Raw genomic sequence first — 20,014 nt, 5'->3', positions numbered from 1 at the left:
TCGCATGTCCACTCCTACCTTGTCCGTGCGGAATTTGCGCACCTATTTCTTCACCGGTGCCGGCGTTGCGAAAGCCGTCGATGACGCGAGTTTCGACGTCGCGCCAGGCGAGATTGTCGGCCTCGTCGGCGAATCCGGTTCAGGCAAATCGATTACCGGCTTCTCCGTGCTCGGGTTGATCGACGCACCAGGACGGATTGTCGGCGGGCGCGTGCTGTTCAAAGGCGAAGACCTGACGACGCTCACGCCTGAAGCGCTTCGCCGCTTGCGTGGCAACCGCATCGCGATGATCTTTCAGGATCCGATGATGACGCTGAACCCGGTTCTGCGCATTGACACGCAGATGATCGAGGCGGTGCAGGCCCACGCTCGCGTATCGAAGCACGAGGCGCGGCAACGCGCGCACGATGCCCTCGCGTCGGTCGGCATTCCGTCGCCGGGCGAACGCTTGCGCGCATACCCACATCAGTTGTCGGGCGGCATGCGACAACGCGTGGCGATTGCGATCGCGCTGCTGCACGACCCGGAACTGATCATTGCCGATGAACCGACCACTGCGCTCGACGTCACAATCCAGGCGCAGATTCTCGCGGAAATGCAGAAACTATGCGCCCACTCCCACACGGCGATGGTCTGGGTGAGCCACGATCTTGCGGTGGTCGCTGGGCTGGCTGACCGGATATGCGTGATGTACGCCGGCCGGGTTGTCGAGACCGGCAGCGTCGACGATATTCTCGAACGACCGCGCCATCCTTACACGATCGGGCTGATCGCCTCCCTACCCGAAAAGGCGCGGCGGGGCGAACCGCTGAAGCAGATCCCGGGTATCGCGCCAAGCGCGCTCCAGCTGCCGGTAGGCTGCGCGTTTGCGCCGCGTTGCGAATACGCCACCGCGCGCTGCCGGAGCGCGGAGCCTCCCGTCAGCGGCGATGGCATTCATCAGTACCGTTGTTTCCATCCACGTTCCGGAGCGCCCGCATGAACGCACCCCATGTCATGGTGCCGATGGTCGAAGTCGACCACGTGTCGCGCCGCTTCGTTCGCCGCCTGAACTACGCGGAGCGAATCGCCGGCTGGCTCGGCGCGCGCGCTGACGAACAGGTCGTCCACGCAGTCGATGACGTCAGCCTGACGATCCATCGCGGCGAAGTGGTCGGTCTCGTCGGCGAATCCGGCTGTGGCAAATCGACGCTCGGCCGGATGCTCGCCGGGATCGGGACGCCGTCGAGCGGCTCGATCCGCACAATCGAGAAGAACGCCGAGCCGTCGGCCTCAGGCAGCGAGCATGACGGGACTCGCGCGGGACAACGCACTGCACGTCATCGGCTCGCCACTCAGATGATATTCCAGGACCCGCTGTCATCTCTCAACCCGCGCAAGCGGGTGCGCGACATCATTGGCGAGGCGCCGCTGGTACACGGATTCGTGGACCGCAAGCACCTGGATGCCTATGTCGTCGACGTGATGGAGCGCGTTGGCCTGAATCCGGACTTCCGCGAACGCTTCCCGCATCAGTTTTCCGGCGGCCAACGTCAGCGCATCGGTATCGGTCGCGCCTTGGCGGTCAAGCCGGATTTTCTGATCTGCGATGAATCGATCGCGGCCCTCGATGTGTCGATCCAGGCGCAGATCATCAATCTGTTCGTGCAACTGCGCCGCGAGCTCGGTCTCACGTACCTGTTCATCAGCCACGATCTGGGTGTCGTCGAGCACATCAGCGATCGAGTCGCCATCATGTATCTCGGCCGGATCGTCGAAACGGCGCCGACCGTCGAGCTGTTCGCCAATCCGCGTCATCCGTATACGATCGCGCTGCTTGCGCAGATGCCTCGACTGTCGAACCGCAAACGGCAGTTCGAGCCGATCCAAGGCGAAATTCCCTCTCCACTCGCGCCCCCCGACGGCTGTCATTTTCACCCACGCTGTCCCCATGCAACGCAGCGTTGCCGCACCGAGCGCCCCATGTTGCGCGCGAGCAGCCCCGCTCATCAGGTCGCGTGTCATCTGGTGGAGGCGCAATGAAGGCGGTGATTTCATTCATGCACGGACGCGGCCTCAAACACTCTGTGGCAATCGCACTCATGTGGGGGCTGGGTTTTGCCAGTGCGTCCACCGTCGCGCACGCTCGCTCGCTGACGATGGCGCTCACTTCTGAGCCTTCGTCGCTCGACCCGCTGTTCTCGCGCACGCAGAACAATATGCAGATCGCCGAAAACATGTTCGAGCGGCTGATCGAACAGGACGACAACCTGCAAATCCGGCCGGGACTTGCGGTATCGTGGCGCGCGGTCGATCCGCTTACGTGGGAATTCCATCTGCGCCCGAACGTGCGATTCTCGGACGGCTCGCCGATGACCGCTGACGACGTCGCGTATTCGCTGCGCCGCGCGCGATCCGTGCCGAACAGTCCCGCGCCGTTTTCGGGCGCAGTCGCCAACATACAGCGCATTGACGTCGTGGACCCGCTAACGCTGCGCATTGTGACAAAGACGCCGTCACCCGCGTTCGTTGAGCAAGTTGGGCTCGTGTATATCGTGTCGCAGCACGCGACGGTCGGTCACGCGAGCGACGACTACCGCCTGCCCGCGATCGCGGTCGGCACGGGTCCCTATCGTCTCGTCCGCTGGATTCCGGGCGACCGGCTCGAGCTCGCGCGTAACGACTATTACTGGGGCAAGCAGCCCATTTTCGACGTGTGCACCATCCGTTTCATGTCGAATGACGCGGCGCGACTGTCTGCCTTGCTCTCCGGCTCAGTCAGCCTGATCGACAACGTACCCCCCGTCACGATCGATCGCCTGCGCCACGAACGAAATGTGACGCTCTTTTCGGGCCCGTCCGCAAGGCTCGTCTATCTCGCGCTCGATTCGTCTCGCGATGCTTCTCCATTTGTCACTGCCGCCAACGGCTCGACAATCGCTCGCAATCCGCTGCGCGACGTGCGCGTGCGCAAAGCAATCTCGAAGATGATCGACCGCGACGCGATCACCCAGCATCTGCTCAACGGCGCGGGACTACCGGCCGCGCAGATCGTGCCGCCAGGTATGGGCGGTTATGACCCGCAGCTTCAACCGGACCGGTACGACCCTGTCGGCGCACGACGCCTGCTTGCCTCGGCCGGCTATCCCCAAGGTTTCGGGCTAACGATCCATTCGTCGAACGACCGGTTCGCAAGCGACGGCGATCTTGGGCAAGCACTGGGGCAGATGCTCGCGCGCGGCGGTATCGCCGTCAACGACGTCGTCACGCAACCGTACAACGTGTATGCAGGCGCCGCCGCGCGACGCAGCTACAGCGCGTTCGTCTTCAGTTTCGGCAATACGACGAGCGATTCCGCGATCGGGCTGACCAACGTGCTGGAAAGCTATTCACGCGAGGCGGGCACGGGCGCTTTCAACCGCACTCGCTATTCGAACCCGACGCTCGACCGGTTGTTGCGCGAAGCCGCGGCGACCTTCGATCCAGCTCGGCGCAACCAGCTGCTGCAACAGGCCGCGCGCGCGGGCTTCGGCGACTACGGCATCGTGCCGCTCTATTTTCCCGTGGACTACTGGGCGGCGCGCAACGGCGTGATCTTCCGCCCAAACAAAGCTGAACGCACCTCGCTGCTCTTCATCGAGACTCAACCATGACTGATGCTTCATTCCGTAGCGGAGCGCTTCCCGCCCATTCGACGCTGAACCCGCTTAGCGACGCCATGGTGCCCATGCGCGATGGTGTGCGACTTGCCACCGATGTGTACTTCCCCCCGGGTTACCGGGTGGGCGTTGACGCGCCGTTGCCCACGATTCTCGAACGCACCCCGTATGGCAAATCCGATATCTCGCGCTCGGAAACCCACCACGGCCAGCCGCCCGCGAATCGGGCCGATGTGGCACGCCATTTTGCCGCGCGCGGCTACGCTGTCGTACTGCAGGACTGCCGCGGGCGCTACCACTCCGAGGGCACCTTCACAAAATATGTCGCTGAAGGGCCGGACGGCTTCGATACGATCGAATGGATCACCCAACAGCCCTGGTCGAACGGCAAAGTCGGCACGATGGGACTGTCGTACGCGGCCCACACTCAGCTTGCAGCGGCCTGCCTGAATCCGCCGGGGCTCGCGTGCATGGTGCTGGACTCAGGCGGCTTCTCGAACGGCTATCGCTGCGGCATTCGCCAGGGCGGCGCCTTCGAACTGAAGCAGGCAACGTGGGCGTTCAACCGTGCAAAGAACAGTAGCGCAGCAGCTGAGAATCCGCTCGTTGCGGCGGCATTGAACGCGAGCGATCTGCGTGAATGGTTTGCGCGAATCCCGTGGCGGCCGGGTCACTCGCCGCTGGCGGCGGTTCCGGAATACGAGAACTATCTGTTTGAGCAATGGACGCGCGACGTATTCGACGACTATTGGAAACAGCCCGGCATCTATGCCGAAGGCTACTACGACACCATGACGCGCGTGCCAACCGTACTGATGTCGAGCTGGTACGACGCGTATGTGCGCAGCACGCTCGATAACTTCGCCGCGCTGTCCGGCACTGCCGGCGCCCCGACCTACCTGATCATGGGCCCGTGGCTGCATGGCGACCGCAACGTTTCGTATAGCGGCGACGTTGAATTCGGGCCGGAGGCGGTTATCGAAGGCCAGATTGCGAAAGACTGGCTGGCGTTCCGCGCCGACTGGTTCGACCGCTGGCTGAAACCGCGCGAGGCGTCGCATGAATCCACCGATGCCATCGCACGCATCTTCGTGATGGGCGGCGGCAGTGGGGCGCGCAATCCGCAGGGTCGCATGGAGCACGGCGGACGCTGGGTGAATTCATCGCAATGGCCGCTCCCCGGCACGCGTTTTACGCCGTTTTACCTAACCGCTGGTGGTTCGCTTTCAGCATCGAATGAGGCATTACATGCGCGGCCGGCTGAGACCTCGTACGCGTTCGATCCGTCCAATCCGGTGCCGACGATCGGCGGCGCGTTGACGTCCGGCGCCCCTGTTTTCGAGGGAGGCGCATTCGACCAGCGTGAAGACCCTCGCTTTTTCGGTACGCGGCACCCGGGCATGCCGCTCTCGGCACGCTCCGATGTTCTCGTGTTTCAGACAGAGCCGCTCGAAGAAGACGTGGCCGTGGTCGGACCCATCGTCGTCAAGCTATGGATTTCCTCGGACGCGCCTGATACCGACTTCACTGCCAAGCTCATTGATGTTTATCCTCCCAATGCAGATTACCCGCATGGTTACGCGATGAACCTGACCGACGGAATCTTCCGTTGCCGCTTTCATGAGTCATGGGCGGAGCCACGTACCCTCGAAAAAGGGCGTGTCTACGCGATCAAAATCGAACCGTTCGCTACGGCGAATCTATTCAAACGCGGACATCGGATTCGACTTGATGTTTCAAGCAGCAATTTCCCGCACTTCGACGTCAACCCGAATAGCGGCGAGCCGCCCGCACTGGCGCGCACACCACGCGTCGCGGTGAACCGTGTGCATTTCGGCGCAGGCCAAGCGTCGCATGTCGTACTGCCGCTCGTCGCCCCGGCATCGCTTGAAAGAATGCGGTCGAGCGACTGCGGCTAGCCGAAACACTACCTAGAAACGCCCCGGGCACTACCTCGTTGCAGGCAATTGAGGCGCCGCGTTCAGCGCGGCGTCCGAGGCCCCTTTTTGCCCGCGTTTTTTGCGAATCCCCAGAAGCGTGCCGAGCCCGTACGGCAGCTCCCGGCTCGTCGCATGCCGATTTTCAACAGCAAGTCCAACTCCAAGAGGAAAAGCACCATGCGCAAACAGACACTTCCAGCGACACTGCTCGTCATCGGCGGTATCGGCATGACGGCCAGCTCGGTACACGCACAATCGAGCGTCACGCTGTACGGCATCGTCGATGGTGGCTTTACATACACGAGCAATCAGGGCGGAAAATCGAACTATCAGGCCACGTCCGGCAACGAGCAGGGCTCGCGCTGGGGCCTGCTGGGCAGCGAAGACCTTGGCGGCGGCAATCATGCAGTATTCCGGCTCGAAAACGGCTTCAATCTGATGAACGGCACGGCGAGCGCGAACGGGCGCATCTTTGGACGACAGGCATGGGTCGGTTTGTCGAGCGATCGCTATGGCACGTTGACATTCGGCCGTCAGTACAACGCGTCGCAGGATTCGTTGGAGCCGCTGCAAGTTGCCGCCGATACCGTTCAGTACGGCACACATCCGTTCGATGTCGACGATATCAACAACACGTTTCGCACCGACAACTCGATCAAATACGTGACGCCGAGCTTCTACGGTCTGCAGATCAACACGATGTATGCGCTGTCGGGCAATCCGGGCAATTTCGCTACGAACCGTTCATACAGCGTCGGCGCGACCTACGCGAATGGTCCGTTGCATCTGGGTGCGGCTTACGTGATGCTCGATCATCCGGCCACCGACACGACAGGCGCGATTCCATCCGACAACTACTTCACGTTTCTCAAAGGTATCAGCCGGCAGCGCATTTACGGTGCGGGCGGACTGTACGACATCGGTAATGCCAGCGTCGGGCTCATGTACACGAACACCCGCTTTGAACTGACGCCCGCGAGCCAGTATCAGACCTACCAGAACGCGGAAGCGAGTCTGCGCTACCGCATCACGCCCGCGTTGCGTGCCGCGGTTGGCGAAACCTATACGAATGTATCGACGAACGGGAAGGTGGATTCATGGCACTACTGGCAGACGACGGCCGGGTTGCAATACTTCTTGTCCAAATCGACTGACGTCTATATCGACTTGTTGTACCAGCGCGCCACGAACGCGGTCGCACAGATCGAGGGAGCATCCGGCCCGTCGAGTAGCCACACGCAATTTATTGCCGTCACGGGCATCCGCCACAAGTTTTGATCAAAAAAGGCGAATGCCCGGCTATCACCGATGCATTCGCTGCCGTCGTATCGGGAACGAGCCCCTGACGAACCGCGCTTCGTTCCGGGGCACAACAGCTTGTGCGCCGTCGCCCTCACGCAGGAGGCTTGCAGCGCACGGACAACGTCTCAGGAACATGTCATGAGAGCCGCCCTCCAGGGAATCCGCTTCAAGATTGTGTTTGCGCTCGGCGTGTGCGCCGCCCTGATCACGACCACCGGGCTGATCGGCGGGTACGGCATGTCGATGCTGAGCACCGACATGCACCGGGTGTACGCCGACCAAACCGTGTCGATCACCGATCTCGCCGCCGTCGAAAGCTCGGCGCTGCGCATCCGCCTCGGCTTGATGCGCATCCCTGCCATGCAGAATCCGGTAGATGCAAAGGCGATGATCGCGCGTCTCGGTGCGACACAAACATCGCTCGACACCGCCTGGCGCGACTACTATCCGGCACGCGTGACGCAATCCGAGGAACGCGATACCGCTCGCCGGATCGATGCCGCGATCGCCGCGTTCGGGCCGCAAGCCGCACGCGCCGCGGCGGCACTGGATGCCGGCGATACCGCGCTCGCGGGTCCCCTGCTCGGCGCACTCGCCGAAACGAGCCAGATCATCTATAACGGAACGGACCGGATCATCGGCAGCAAAACCGCGTGCGTCCGGCAGATCGCCGACGAGGGAGCAGATCTCGCGCGCCAGATGTTACTTCTTTGCGGCGGCGCTGTCGTGATCGCGCTGATCATCGCATGCGTCGTGGGCGTCTATCTAGTCCGCGGTATATCGCGACCGCTGGATGCTTCAATAGCTGTTGCGCATCGGATAGCGGACGGCTGGCTGGAGAACGGTATCGTGCCGTTTGCCGATAATGAATTTGGCCAGTTGCTGCGGGCACTCGCGCAGATGGACGCGCAACTTGCGGAGGTCGTGCGACGGATTCAGATATCGAGTGAATCGATCCTCACCGCAGCGGTTGAAATTGCCGACGGCAGTCGCGATTTGTCTTCGCGCACCGAAGAGCAGGCGGCATCGCTTGAACAGACGGCCGCCAGCATGGAGCAACTCGCCGCGACAAACCGTCAGAACGCCGAGCACGCGCGCGAAGCGACGCGGCTGGCCTCCGAAGCCTTGCAAGCCGCACACGAAGGCGATGGCGCAACCGCTCGAATGCTAGCGACGATGAATAACATCAGGGACGGCTCCACGAAAATTTCCGACATCATGACATTGATCGAGGCTATCGCGTTCCAGACCAACATTCTCGCCCTAAACGCGGCGGTTGAAGCGGCGCGCGCCGGCGAGTCTGGGCGCGGCTTCGCCGTGGTTGCCGGCGAGGTTCGCACACTCGCTCAACGCTCGTCCAAGGCAGCAAAGGAGATCCGAGAACTGATCCGCAGTTCCTCGTCGACGGTGCAGTTGGGTTCAACTCACATGGAAGTGGTCGGGCACACGATGGCGAATATCACTCGCGCTATTCGCCTTGTAGCAGATATCAACGCGGCGATTTCGGTGGCATCGGAAGAACAGACGCTCGGCATCGGACAAATCGAGCGTGCCGTGAGCCAACTCGACGATGTCACGCAGCGCAATGCCGCGCTCGTCGGACAGGCTTCTGCGGCAGCACAAACGCTCGAGGAACAGGTCGGTCAGCAGCGGGAAATGTTAAGCGCGTTCCGGTTCCGCAGCGAAACGACGGCGTAGGGGCGCACAATTGCTGGAGCTTATATCACGAATTCCCACCAACTTTGGGCATTCCCAAAAGTGACGAGAATTCGTGGGAAAACCGCCATCGACGCGTGGCTCTTCGCCGGGCCTGAGCTGGCGTAAGCGTATTTGAACGCGTTCGCGCTTGGACTAACTATGCAACCAGAAACTGCCAACTCGGGAAACAGCCTGTTCAGACTGCGCCGACGAACCCTCATGGGTGTCGGCTCTAGGTACGAGCGCAACCGCGTTGACGATAACGATCCAGCGTCACCGCACCGACGATCACGAGCCCCTTGACGATGTACTGCCAAATATCCGATACGCCGAACAGCACCAGACCGTTAGATAGCACCGCGATGATCAGTGCGCCCACCAGCGTCCCGACGATCGAGCCCACACCGCCGACGAAACTCGTGCCGCCGAGAATCACGGCAGCGATGGCGTCGAGTTCATAGGACTGCCCGAGTTGAAGGCCGTTCGCCGCATAGAGACGTGCCGCTGACATCACTGCGCCGACTCCAGCGAGCAGGCCGGAGATCGCGTAGACGAAGAGCTCAATGCCCCATACGTTGATGCCAGACAAGCGCGCCGCTTCCGGATTGCCCCCGACCGAATAGATGCGCAAGCCTAGCACGGTGCGGCGCAGAATGAACCACGAGACGATGACTACGGCGAGCGCGATGATCACGAGCCATGGCACGCCGAACAACGTGTCGTTGCCGATGAAGGCGAATGATAGCTGCGGATTGAAGATGGTCGTGTCATGCCCGATCAGTCGTGCGATGCCACGCACTGCGGTGAGCGAGCCGAGCGTCACGATGAAAGGCGGCAGCTTGAGCAGTGCGATCAGCAGGCCGTTGATGACGCCGAAGCCGAGCCCGACCGCGAGCGCCGCCGGAAGGCCGAGCCAGCCGAGGCCCGGAATATTCGAGGCGAGCAGCGCTGTGACGGCCGCCGCCGAGAGCACCGAGCCGACCGAAAGATCGATGCCGCCGGTCAGAATCACGAAGGTCATGCCCGCCGCGAGCACGATGTTGATCGAGGCCTGCTGCGTAACGATCGACAGATTTTGAATGCTGAAAAAACCGTCCGTCAGAATGCCGAAACCGGTGCACAAGAGGATCAGCACCGGCAGCATGCCCGCCGTCCGCATCAGCGCCTGCATTCGTTCCTTGTGCTCGATGCGCGTCTTGCGCTGCGCCGTGCCCTCCGCCTTCGCAATGGGTGCACTGCCCGTTTCCTGATGTTTCGACGCGTTAGCCATGTCTCTTTCCAGATATGCTTTCGTCAAGCCAACGGCTCGGCCTTCGAGCCCGTCGCCAGTTCGATAATTCCTTCCTGTGAAATCGGCTTGCATGAATGGCCGCCGAGTTCGCCCGCGATTTCGCCTTCGCGCATCACTAGCACGCGGTCCGCCACGCCGATCACTTCCGGCAGTTCGCTCGAAATGACGATCACGCCCACGCCCGAGCGCGCCAGGTCGTTGATGATTCGATAAATCTCTGACTTCGCGCCGATATCGACGCCGCGCGTAGGCTCGTCGAGGATCAGCACTTCCGGCTTCGTTTCGAGCAGCCGCGACAGCAGCACCTTCTGCTGATTGCCGCCCGACAGCGCGCCCACATTGACGCGCATGTTCGGCACGCGAATGCTCAGCGCGGCGATTGCGTCCGTGGCGCGCGTGTTGCCGCGCGGCAAATCCATCACGCCCATCTTCGCGTCGCGTCCGGCAACCGTGATGTTGATGTTGTCGCGAACGCTCATGTCGAGGAACAGACCTTGTCCCTTGCGGTCTTCGGTGAGATAGACGAGGCCCGCGTCGATGGCGTCGCGCGGCGTGCGCAGTCGCAAGGGCTTGCCGTGCATCGACACTTCGCCGCGCGTCTTTTCTGCCGCGCCGAAGATAAGGCGCGCCAGTTCCGTGCGCCCCGCGCCGACGAGTCCAGCGATGCCGAGCACTTCGCCCTTGTGCAGATCGAGGCTGCAACCTTTCACGCAATTGTCGTCGGCGATATCGCGCACGGACAGCACGACGTTGCCAGGATCGTAGCGCGCGTGCTCCTTCTTGTAGAAGCCGGAGATATCGCGGCCGACCATCATCTTGACGAGGCTTTCGGCGGAGAGTTCGTCGCGCATCAGCGTGCCGATGTACGAGCCGTCGCGCAGTACGGAGACACGGTCGCTCAGTTCGTAAATCTCGGCCATCCGGTGACTGATGTAGATGATCGCGATACCTTCCGAACGTAACTGGCGCACGAGCTCGAAAAGCCGGCCGGTTTCGCGCGACGATAGCGGCGTGGTCGGCTCGTCCATCACGAGGATGCGCGCGTTGGCGTGCACGGCGCCCGCGATTTCGACGAGTTGCCGTTCCGCGATCGACAGATCGCCAACCAGCGTATGCGGTTTGAACGGCGCGCCGAGGCGCTTCAACACGTCCTCGCAGCCGCGCTCCATGCCCGCGCGATCGACGAGCCTGCCGCGCCGCAGTTCGCGCCCTGCGTAAATGTTCTCCGCGACGGACAGATTCGGTGCGAGACTCAATTCCTGATAGATCACCGAGATGCCGAGCGAGCGAGCGGCAAGAGGTCCGGCGATGGCGGTGGGCTGGCCATCGATTAGAATCTCGCCGCCCGCATCGGCCTGATACGCTCCGGACAGAATCTTCATGAGCGTGGATTTGCCCGCGCCGTTTTCGCCCATCAGCGAATGCACTTCGCCGGGATAGACTGAAAGACGCACATCGTTCAGCGCACGCACACCGGGAAACGTCTTGCTGATGCCTCGCATTTGTAGCAATGGCGTACTCTTTCGCGAACGAACCGGGGATTGCGAAATCAACATGATCATCTCTTTTTTGTGCCGACGCACTGCGAAGGTCTGCTACGGCGACACGTTGGGTAAGCCAACTCAAACAGTAGATGACGACTCCCTCTTCCATCGGACAGGACGGAGAGATGACTCGCTGATATGTTCAAGCGGCTTATCGTGGCGCGGTCCACCCTTTGTAACTACCGACGTTCTCACGAGTGACCAGCGTCGAAGGCATCAGCGTCATCTCGCGCGCGGGAGCCTTCCCACTCATGATGTCGTAGCCGATAGAAATCGCCTTCTGAGCCATCAAGTATGGATCTTGACTGGCCGATGCCTGGATGAGCGAATCGGATTTCAACGCTGCTTCGACCTCGGGAGAACCATCAACGGACGTTATGACGATACCGCTTCGGTGAAGCTGCTTCGCAGCTAAGTCGCTACCGATTGCCTGAGGATCGTTGATTGCGAAGACTGCATCCAGCTTGGGGTAGCGCGTCAGATAGCCCTGCATGACGTTCATCCCCCCTTCTCTCGACGCTTTGCCATCTTGATCGTCGCTGAGAACTTTAATACCCGGCGCCTTCGCGAGCACAGACTTGCAGCCTTTTACCCGGTCAACGATGGATGAGACCTGGGGCCCATTTTCGATGATCATCGTGCCCTTCCCGCCCAACTTCTTCACGATGTAGTCGCAAGCGAGCTCTCCTGCTTGAACATTGTTGGTCTGAACCGTAGCGTTTGCGCCAGCAGATGCGACATCGACCGCCATGACTACGATTCCGGCAGCGCGCGCCTTCCTGACCGCCGGTTCGATGGCCTTCGGGTCTACTGAATTGAGAAAAATCATGTCGACATGTGCCGAAATGAAGTTGTCAATCTGAGTGAACTGCTTATTCAAATCGTAGTCCGCGGAGACGGCGATCAGCTTAACGTTCGGGTTGATCTGTTTTGCCTTATCTTCCGCCCCTTGGACGAGCAATGTCAGATAAGGATTTCCAAGCGAGCCGACCGTCGCGCCGATGGAGGTAAGCTTTTTTTCGTCAGCGTGAGCACCGCTTGACGCAATGCCAAAGGCAATTGCAACGCTCGCGACGACAATCTTCGTTTTCAACATATTCGTCTCCTAAAGACCAACAAGTGTCAACAATTGGCTTGGACGAGCTACGGCTCTGCCAATCGCATTAATTTAAGTGGCTACCGGCGGTCAGCCGCGCGTATGACTCCAACAACAAACTGATTTTCAGAATCGCGAGCGATTCCAACCCTGCCCCCAAATTGCCATGCAGATGAACTTCGGCTGCGCGCGTAACTCGCAGACCAAACCTAACGAGTTGAAGATCGAACGCGCCGCCAGCCGTTAAACTGGCTTACTTGCAATTCGCAGAAATTGCCGACTGCAACGCTCGAAGCCAGCACGTCACGGCGACTGCGCCACCGTCTGGCGAACCGACCGCCCGTTCTCCGAGGTAGCTGGCTCGGCCGGCACGCGGTTTCATGTTCGCAGTCTGCTGAGTGCCATCCTCCGCCGAGGCGACAGCGGAACGCCATGCCCGCGCTGCCGGTTCCCCCGCATGCAGTTTTTGCTGGAATGTCGTGACTGCGGGAATGAGCGCATCAAGCATTGTGCGATCTCCAGCTTTTGCTCCGCCTAGATCACTGATCGCTTGGACAGCGTCTTCGAAGGCTTGAGCCCAATCACTCGCGCTCGGTTGATCGACCTCGCCGAGGCGACGTGAGGCACGAGCGAGCGCCGTCGCGTAGAACGGGCCTGAGCTCCCCGCGATCGCGCGACGCAGTGCAGCGCTGAGGGCGGCAAGTCCATCACTGGGTGACGAAAGCGCGCTCTCGGGTATAGCCATGATCGCCTCAGCGGCCCGCTTCATGCTCATCCCGAGATCGCCGTCACCAGCAATAGAGTCAAGCTCGGTCAGACGAGGCTCGTTTTCGCGCAGCGCCTGAGCAACGGCTACAAGCGCGGGTCTGAGAACGGCCGCCCAACGCTGCCCACTCTCGCCGCAATTCACGTGAGCCGTCTCGCGCCCCTTGGCTGGCAATTCGATACGAATACATCGATTTACCTGACCGCCCCGCGGCCACGCGTGCGCGTCGGTCGCCGCATCGAGCAACTTGAGCCGTGCGCCGTCAACGCGGAGAATGGAAATTGAGCAGCCCGGCATGTTGAGCGCCGAAAGTAACGTTCCGGACCATGCCCGTTCGACGATGATCCCACGCTTGTTCAAAAGCTCGTATGCAGCGCGAAGAACCACGTCGAGTTCCATCTGAGGGGTGGCACCAAGCCCGTTGATGAGCAGCGCGACCTGCTCCCCCTGTGAGATCTCCATATCATCGACGATATTGGAAATCAGCACATCGACCAGCTTGTCGGCAGGCAGCGGTACGGTGCGCTCAACACCCTTTTCGCCGTGTATCCCCAAACCAAGCTCGATTTCATTGTCCGCAAGGGTGAATCCCGACGTCTGCGAGCCAGGCAGCGTACAGCCGTCGAGCGCAACGCCCATCGTTCCAAGATCGGCCGCTGCCCCGCGTGCAGCTGCAGCAACTTGCTCGAGCGACTGACCTTCGGCCGCTGCGGCGCCAGCAATCTTGTGCACGAGTACAGTCCCGGCAATGCCGCGTCCACGATCGCGCGTCGTGTGCCGGCGCAACGAGACGTCATCGGCGACAATCACCACCTCTACGGGGATGCCTTCTCCGCGCGCAAGCTCCGCTGCGAGGCCAAAGTTCAACCGATCGCCGGTGTAGTTTTTGACGATGAGCAGCGCACCCTGCGGACCCGCAGTTGCGCGGATGGCCGCGAGCACCGCGTCTGTTGAGGGAGACGTGAACACTTCCCCGCACACTGCCGCACTCAACATTCCCGCGCCGACGTATCCACCATGTGCGGGTTCATGGCCGCTTCCACCGCCCGAAATGATCGAGACCGGACGACTGGAAACTTCTTGTAGATCTGTGCGGACAAGAACGTTCTCTTGGCCAAGAATGGCCACACCGGGCGCCTGGCGTGCAATGCCTTCAAGCATCTGCCGTACTACGTCGGACGGGTTGTTGAGGAGCTTTTTCATGGCAACCTTTGAGGATCAGTGACGTTCAGTCGGGCGTAACGGGTAGTTAGGCGGCACGGACCAGCGAGGCCCGATCTTCTTCAGCGATCTCGGCGAGGAAAGAGCGCTCGCCTTCCGGGTTGAAGGCATGCGGCGTGTCCTCCTTGTGCTTGAGGGTGATCGACTGTCCCAGTTCTAGACCAGGCTGTCGCTCAAACTGAGCCATGACGATCGCGCTGCCAGTTGAAACCTGAATCATGACCTGTGAGCCAAGCGGCTCGATGAGTTCGATCTTGCCGCGCACCCAACCACAACCTTCCAGCGGTCCTGCTTCTGCCGGAAATAGATGTTCCGGCCTGATACCGGCAATCATTTTGTGCGAGTCGGAGCGCGCAAGAGCTTTGGCAAGACGATCCGACGTACGTAATTCGAAGCCGGGACCGCGCAAGACTTTGCCATTCTCCTCCGACGTCGCATACAAGAAATTCATGGCCGGACTACCAATGAAGCTCGCAACGAACTTATTGACTGGTTCGTCGTAAATGCGCTGCGGCGTGTCGATTTGCTGCGCAACGCCGTTGCGCATGACAACGACGCGATGCCCCATTGTCAGAGCTTCCAGCTGATCGTGAGTAACATAGAAAGTTGTGACTTTTAGACGACGGCACAGTTTAATGATTTCGCCGCGCATATCGACGCGCAGTTTGGCATCGAGATTGGAAAGCGGTTCGTCCATGATGAAGATGCGCGGCTCTCGCACGATCGCTCGACCCAAGGCGACGCGCTGACGTTGTCCGCCCGAAAGTGCGGCGGGCTTGCGATCCAGATACTGCGACAGCGCAAGCGATTCCGCGACTTGCCGAACACGCTGGCTGATACGCTCTTTCGACCATTTCCGCACCTGGAGGCAGAAGGCGATGTTGTCGTAGACGGTCAGATGCGGGTACAACGCATAGTTCTGGAAGACCATCGCGACATCACGCTCGGTCGGCGACAATTCGGTCACGTCCGCACCATCGATAAGGATCTTTCCGGACGACACCTCTTCAAGGCCAGCAATCATTCGCATGGTCGTCGATTTGCCACAACCGGATGGTCCGACGATAACGATAAACTCGCCATCTTTCGTCGTGAGGTTGAGCGCGTCGACAGCGTCAACGCCTGCAAACGACTTCTTAATGTTCCGCAATTCGACGACAGCCACGATAGTCTCCTAAAATTGCAACCGGCCCAATCTTCAGCCGTCATCCCGAGCCATTATTCGGCTGGCGCTCCCTTGATCTCGCTAATGAACCGCGTGGCACCAGCATGGAGTCGTTCGTAAGCGTCTTGCCATTCGGGAACCGGCTGAACGACGCGGGACTTTCTTGAAAACGGCTCGCATATAAGGCTCGGTCCCAGCGCATCTCGCGCAACGAGCGCAACGCCTAGCGCGGTCAACTCATCTTCTTCCACTGCGAATACAGACTCTCCGAAGATGCTTGCCCGCAGTTGTAGCAGCGCATCCGAACGGGCCCATCCTCCCACGGCGTAGATTGGGCTTGCTGCCGCCCCAGCCTTTTGAATCGCTTGGCGCATACACTTGGCGTAGAAACACGCTGCTTCAAGAGTCGCCCGCAACTGTTGAGGATCAGCCGTGCCCATAATGTCTGCTTGACGCCGGATTGCACGATCTAACGCCCCTCGGATATCGGGTAATGCACTCGGCGCCCCCCGCGCGCGGGACCTGGCGAGGAACGCTCGTAACGACGCACCGGAGTCTGATGCGCGGAACGGCTCGATCGACGCCGCGAATTCGAACACACCAAGGCACGCTACTCCCGGAGTACCCAAGGCAGGAACCGAGAAGGCGACGTAGGGGTCGCCATGCGGCTCAAGCGCAGGAACCTCGTCGTAGACCAAGTTCGCTGTCCCGAGCGAATCAATCATCGCGTGCTGCTTCAAACGCCTTACGGCCGAGGCGGCAATTGGGTGATCATGGCCGCCCGCAACCAGAAGCGTGGACTGAGTAGCGGCCCCGCTTTTCAGCAGGCGGCCTGTAGCGACGGTACCAATAACAGTGCCTGCTGTCACAACCTTTGGCAGATCTGGCGCACCACTGGCTTCGAGCAAGCCAGAAATCCATGTACGGGAAAAGACGTCATAGCACGCTGTGCGTGCAGCAAGCGTCTGACTCATGAACGGAGTTTGGCCCCACCAGACAGTCGGATAGTCAGTCAAGGCGATCCAGAAGCTTGCCTCCCGCATTGCATTCGCGCGGTTCGCGCGCAGCCACGACCATTTCGCTGCAGTACGCGAGTAATCGATCGGTAGCCCAGCTCGAATGTCGTCTCCGGTCAACTCTCGTAACGTTCGAGCCTCTTGCTCGGCCCGCCGATCAAACCAAGGAATGGCAAGATCCAGCGGACGCAGATCTCGTCCGACCGCCAACCCGTCTTCGCCAACGCCAGTGACGGAAATTGCGGTCAAGGGCACCTTTGCACCAACAGCTTGCCAGCCCTCAATCACTAGCTGCTCAAGTTTCTCAACCAGGACCATCGCGTCTGTTACTGGCCCACCGCCTTGCATAACCCGTGGGACCGGGATGGCTTTGGTCCAGAGCGTCTGTGCCTGACCATCGACCAATATGACTTTCAGATTGGTCGAGCCCAAGTCAATCCCACATAGAAGGACGTCCATTGCAGGAGTCACGGTCGCGCTCACTCTCGTTCCTAGCTAAAGGCGGCAAATGTCACGATTAGTCGAAGCGCAGTTGCGTTTTGACCGCGCTGCTCGATGCCATCTTCTGGACGGCCGCACCAAAATCCCACACTGAGTACGTCTCGCCGATGAGCTTGCCGGCGGGTTGCGCAATGTCGTACATCAGAGCTACCGCTGCAGGGAATTGGTTGGCCAAAGAGTTCGACCCAATGATGCGTAACTCGTGCTCGTAAATCGTGAACGGATTGACTTCAACAATTGCCTCGACGTTGTGGACGCCTACCTGCACCAACACGCCCGTCTTGCGGATGTGGTTGAGAGCCATGCGCAAGGCCGGCATCGCGCCAGCGGCTTCAAAAACGACTTCATATCGCTCGTCGCCGAGCTGCTCAGGCGTCGCAACTTTGTGCGCACCGACGTCCAGGGCGATCGGGTGCTTGCCCTGGTTCGGATCAATCACCGTTACTTCCGCCGCGCCGTGGTGCCGTGCGATGATCGAAGTGAGCAATCCCATAGTCCCAGCACCGATCACGAGCACTCGCCGATCCCTGACGCCTTGCGATGATTCAACCGCGTGCAGCGCACAGGCGAGCGGTTCGATCAGAGCGGCCACTCCGTAACCGATGCTCTCGCGAACCACATGAGCGTTCTGTCCCGGAACCACGACCTGTTCAGCGGCGGCACCAGGGCGACCTACTCCGATGGGGGTGAGCGCGTTGCAAAGATGAGGCTTGCCCTCCTTGCACCATTCGCACGCGCCGCACGAAACGTTGGGGTTGACCGCGACAAAATCGCCTTCCTTGATTCCCTTGACTTCACGGCCGGCCGCGACAACGTGGCCAGCGAACTCGTGACCAGGCGTGACCGGATAATTCGTTCCAGGAAAGCCGTGCTGGCAAATATGAAGGTCCGTTCCGCAGATTCCGCATGCGACCGGTCGGACAACAATTTCCCTATCCTTGGCAATCGGCGCTGGAAGCTCGATGACGTCAATCTTGTGGTTACTTTCAATACGGACGGCACGCATTGCTCAACCTCAATGGATGTATTCAGTTATGGCGTTTATCGGACCGCCCCAAATGTCAGGCCTCGCGTCAGGCTCTTTTGAGCGAGCCAACCAGCTGCCACGACCGGAATATTGAGCAGCACCGCGACAGCCGCGACTTGTGCCGTGTACAACTGTCCGAAGCTCAGGAACTTCTGCAAGAAAACAGGAAGGGTGCTTGACGTCGTCGTCAAATTCACAGCAAGGAAGAACTCGTTCCATGCAAAAATGCCGCACAACAACGCTGTTGACGCGAGTCCAGGCATGATGAGAGGGACCACCACCAGCAGGAGTTCCCGGAAGAAGCCCGCGCCGTCGACGCGAACCGCCTCAAAAATTTCGACTGGAATCTCGATCATGAAAGATCGAATCATCCACACAGCAAGAGGCAAGTTCATCGACGTATATACGATGACGAGGAGCGAGACCGAATTCAACAATCCCAGGCTTTGCGCCACAAGGTAGATCGGGACGATGCCAGCCGCAACCGGCATCATTTTCGTGGAGATCAAAAAGAAGAGCACATCGCGCCATTTTTCGACCGGTCGCACACATAATGCGTATGCCGCGGGCACTGCCAAGCAGATCACAATCGCCGTGGAGACGCCAGTTGCAATCACCGAATGCAGAGCGAAGTCGAGGAAATCGTTGTCGAAAATGCGCGCATAGTGCTCCAGCGTCGGGCGGAAGATCAGCAGCGGCGGAGAGCTCACCGCGTCCTGTTCCGTCTTGAAGCTCGTCAGCACCATCCATGCGATCGGCGCGAACATGATGAGCGCACCGCCCCACGTCAGAACACTCAAAAGGATGTCGAAAGAAGCGCTTATAGTCTTGCGTCTCATTATCGGCCCCCAGCACGGAAGATCCCAGCGACGACTTTAAGCATCGGCATCACAAGGGCGATCGCGATCGCGAGGGTTATGACGCCGTAAGCGGATGCCTGACCGAGATCGAATGCGCTGAAAGCTTCAAGATAGACGTAGTACGAAAGATTGGTCGTCGCGTAGGCTGGGCCACCTGCCGTCAGCGTCGCAATGGCCGCAAAGTTCTCAAGAACGTACATCGATGCGAGGAGCGCAGTCAGCTCGAAGAAAGGGCGCAGGTGAGGCAGCATTAACCGTCGGAAGGTGAGCCAACGATCCGCCCCGTCGATTGATGCGGCTTCCGTCACTTCGACCGGGAACGATTGCATCCCTGCCAGCAGAATGAGAAGAGCGAACGACGCCCACTGCCAAGCGGTCAAGATGATGATCGATAAGCGCGGATATTCGCTGACCCAATTGAGCTTCCCTAGGCCCAGCGCCGACGTCGACCATCCGAGCAATCCGAAAGTCGGATCAAAAAGACCGGCCTTCCAAAACAGCGCCGCTGCAACAGGCATGACGAAGAAAGGCGTGATCGCCAGCGTTCTAGCAATTGCACGGCCCCGAAAAGTGCGTTGCAATCCAAGCGCGAGCAGCGTTCCGACAACAATCGCGCCGACGACGATACTGATCGTCATGAACGCGGTGTTCACGATCGCCTTCAGGAACACCGGATCCGAAACGGCGTCGATGTAGTTGTTCAAGCCGACGAATCGCTTCGCACTTGTAGACACCAGATTCCAGCGAAACAGGCTATAGAAAGCCGTGATAAAAAATGGAGCTTGCGTGACGGCCACCACGACGATCACCGCCGGTAACAATGGAGCTCTGCGCAACCAGGCCTTTCGCCGATGCTGCTTGTTGCGCCCTACCGCACGAGTCTCGTCGGTCGGGACAGCATTTGCACTTGAGTAAGCCATGAGCATCTTCCCAGTTTGTTTCCGCCGGT

The 20,014-nt window shown here is 60.2% G+C and carries 15 protein-coding genes; 6 read left to right on the top strand and 9 right to left on the bottom strand.

Features of this window, described 5'->3' with window-relative positions; translation table 11 throughout:
• The first annotated feature begins 4 nt into the window (after positions 1–4).
• The 6 genes from AB4Y31_RS06565 to AB4Y31_RS06540 all read left to right on the top strand — a co-directional run bounded on the left by AB4Y31_RS06565 (position 5) and on the right by AB4Y31_RS06540 (position 8,578).
• Entirely contained in the window at positions 5–982 is a 978-nt protein-coding gene (locus tag AB4Y31_RS06565) for an ABC transporter ATP-binding protein (RefSeq protein ID WP_368673190.1), read from the top strand.
• Positions 979–2,022: an ABC transporter ATP-binding protein gene (locus AB4Y31_RS06560; RefSeq protein WP_368673189.1), complete on the top strand. Its 1,044-nt coding sequence runs from the start codon at positions 979–981 to the stop codon at positions 2,020–2,022. Before AB4Y31_RS06565 ends, AB4Y31_RS06560 begins: the two co-directional genes overlap by 4 nt.
• Entirely contained in the window at positions 2,019–3,632 is a 1,614-nt protein-coding gene (locus tag AB4Y31_RS06555; protein WP_368673188.1) for an ABC transporter substrate-binding protein, read from the top strand. Before AB4Y31_RS06560 ends, AB4Y31_RS06555 begins: the two co-directional genes overlap by 4 nt.
• Complete coding sequence (locus AB4Y31_RS06550; RefSeq protein WP_368673187.1) at positions 3,629–5,557, top strand: CocE/NonD family hydrolase; 1,929 nt, start codon at positions 3,629–3,631, stop codon at positions 5,555–5,557. Before AB4Y31_RS06555 ends, AB4Y31_RS06550 begins: the two co-directional genes overlap by 4 nt.
• A 198-nt stretch (positions 5,558–5,755) precedes the next feature.
• The gene (locus AB4Y31_RS06545; protein WP_368673186.1) at positions 5,756–6,856 is read left to right on the top strand and encodes a porin; all 1,101 of its coding nucleotides are present in this window, start codon (positions 5,756–5,758) and stop codon (positions 6,854–6,856) included.
• A 162-nt stretch (positions 6,857–7,018) separates the two neighbouring features.
• Positions 7,019–8,578, top strand: coding sequence for a methyl-accepting chemotaxis protein (locus AB4Y31_RS06540; RefSeq protein WP_368673185.1), 1,560 nt, complete (start codon positions 7,019–7,021; stop codon positions 8,576–8,578).
• 232 nt (positions 8,579–8,810) lie between these two features.
• Here AB4Y31_RS06540 and AB4Y31_RS06535 read toward each other — a convergent pair whose 3' ends face one another.
• From AB4Y31_RS06535 to AB4Y31_RS06495, 9 genes are all read right to left on the bottom strand, one after another.
• Entirely contained in the window at positions 8,811–9,848 is a 1,038-nt protein-coding gene (locus tag AB4Y31_RS06535; RefSeq protein ID WP_368673184.1) for a ribose ABC transporter permease, read from the bottom strand.
• A gap of 23 nt (positions 9,849–9,871) precedes the next feature.
• Entirely contained in the window at positions 9,872–11,431 is a 1,560-nt protein-coding gene (locus tag AB4Y31_RS06530; RefSeq protein WP_368673183.1) for a sugar ABC transporter ATP-binding protein, read from the bottom strand.
• A 133-nt stretch (positions 11,432–11,564) separates the two neighbouring features.
• A complete protein-coding gene (locus AB4Y31_RS06525; protein ID WP_368673182.1) occupies positions 11,565–12,509 on the bottom strand; it encodes an ABC transporter substrate-binding protein in 945 nt (314 codons plus the stop codon).
• A gap of 253 nt (positions 12,510–12,762) precedes the next feature.
• Positions 12,763–14,478 (bottom strand): dihydroxyacetone kinase family protein, encoded by a 1,716-nt coding sequence (locus AB4Y31_RS06520; RefSeq protein WP_368673181.1) that lies wholly within the window; start codon positions 14,476–14,478, stop codon positions 12,763–12,765.
• Between the two features lie 46 nt (positions 14,479–14,524).
• Positions 14,525–15,661: an ABC transporter ATP-binding protein gene (locus AB4Y31_RS06515; protein ID WP_368673180.1), complete on the bottom strand. Its 1,137-nt coding sequence runs from the start codon at positions 15,659–15,661 to the stop codon at positions 14,525–14,527.
• A 53-nt stretch (positions 15,662–15,714) separates the two neighbouring features.
• Positions 15,715–17,160, bottom strand: coding sequence for an L-fuculokinase (locus tag AB4Y31_RS06510; protein ID WP_368673179.1), 1,446 nt, complete (start codon positions 17,158–17,160; stop codon positions 15,715–15,717).
• A gap of 34 nt (positions 17,161–17,194) precedes the next feature.
• Positions 17,195–18,184 (bottom strand): alcohol dehydrogenase catalytic domain-containing protein, encoded by a 990-nt coding sequence (locus AB4Y31_RS06505; protein WP_368673178.1) that lies wholly within the window; start codon positions 18,182–18,184, stop codon positions 17,195–17,197.
• Positions 18,185–18,219: 35 nt separating this feature from the next.
• The gene (locus tag AB4Y31_RS06500; RefSeq protein ID WP_368673177.1) at positions 18,220–19,044 is read right to left on the bottom strand and encodes a carbohydrate ABC transporter permease; all 825 of its coding nucleotides are present in this window, start codon (positions 19,042–19,044) and stop codon (positions 18,220–18,222) included.
• Positions 19,044–19,985, bottom strand: coding sequence for a carbohydrate ABC transporter permease (locus AB4Y31_RS06495; RefSeq protein WP_368673176.1), 942 nt, complete (start codon positions 19,983–19,985; stop codon positions 19,044–19,046). Before AB4Y31_RS06495 ends, AB4Y31_RS06500 begins: the two co-directional genes overlap by 1 nt.
• Positions 19,986–20,014: the final 29 nt, after the last annotated feature.

Origin of the sequence: Trinickia sp. EG282A (assembly GCF_040965455.1) — a bacterium.
GTDB classification, from domain to species: domain Bacteria; phylum Pseudomonadota; class Gammaproteobacteria; order Burkholderiales; family Burkholderiaceae; genus Trinickia; species Trinickia symbiotica.
This window is presented reverse-complemented; position numbering and strand designations above follow the sequence as displayed.

What these genes read in the sequence shown, in the direction of transcription:
- AB4Y31_RS06565 (WP_368673190.1), top strand. Translation starts at nt 5, where the DNA reads ATGTCCACTCCTACCTTGTCCGTGCGGAATTTGCGCACCTATTTCTTC.
- AB4Y31_RS06560 (WP_368673189.1), top strand. Translation starts at nt 979, where the DNA reads ATGAACGCACCCCATGTCATGGTGCCGATGGTCGAAGTCGACCACGTG.
- AB4Y31_RS06555 (WP_368673188.1), top strand. Translation starts at nt 2,019, where the DNA reads ATGAAGGCGGTGATTTCATTCATGCACGGACGCGGCCTCAAACACTCT.
- AB4Y31_RS06550 (WP_368673187.1), top strand. Translation starts at nt 3,629, where the DNA reads ATGACTGATGCTTCATTCCGTAGCGGAGCGCTTCCCGCCCATTCGACG.
- AB4Y31_RS06545 (WP_368673186.1), top strand. Translation starts at nt 5,756, where the DNA reads ATGCGCAAACAGACACTTCCAGCGACACTGCTCGTCATCGGCGGTATC.
- AB4Y31_RS06540 (WP_368673185.1), top strand. Translation starts at nt 7,019, where the DNA reads ATGAGAGCCGCCCTCCAGGGAATCCGCTTCAAGATTGTGTTTGCGCTC.
- AB4Y31_RS06535 (WP_368673184.1), bottom strand. Translation starts at nt 9,848, where the DNA reads ATGGCTAACGCGTCGAAACATCAGGAAACGGGCAGTGCACCCATTGCG.
- AB4Y31_RS06530 (WP_368673183.1), bottom strand. Translation starts at nt 11,431, where the DNA reads ATGATCATGTTGATTTCGCAATCCCCGGTTCGTTCGCGAAAGAGTACG.
- AB4Y31_RS06525 (WP_368673182.1), bottom strand. Translation starts at nt 12,509, where the DNA reads ATGTTGAAAACGAAGATTGTCGTCGCGAGCGTTGCAATTGCCTTTGGC.
- AB4Y31_RS06520 (WP_368673181.1), bottom strand. Translation starts at nt 14,478, where the DNA reads ATGAAAAAGCTCCTCAACAACCCGTCCGACGTAGTACGGCAGATGCTT.
- AB4Y31_RS06505 (WP_368673178.1), bottom strand. Translation starts at nt 18,184, where the DNA reads ATGCGTGCCGTCCGTATTGAAAGTAACCACAAGATTGACGTCATCGAG.
- AB4Y31_RS06500 (WP_368673177.1), bottom strand. Translation starts at nt 19,044, where the DNA reads ATGAGACGCAAGACTATAAGCGCTTCTTTCGACATCCTTTTGAGTGTT.
- AB4Y31_RS06495 (WP_368673176.1), bottom strand. Translation starts at nt 19,985, where the DNA reads ATGGCTTACTCAAGTGCAAATGCTGTCCCGACCGACGAGACTCGTGCG.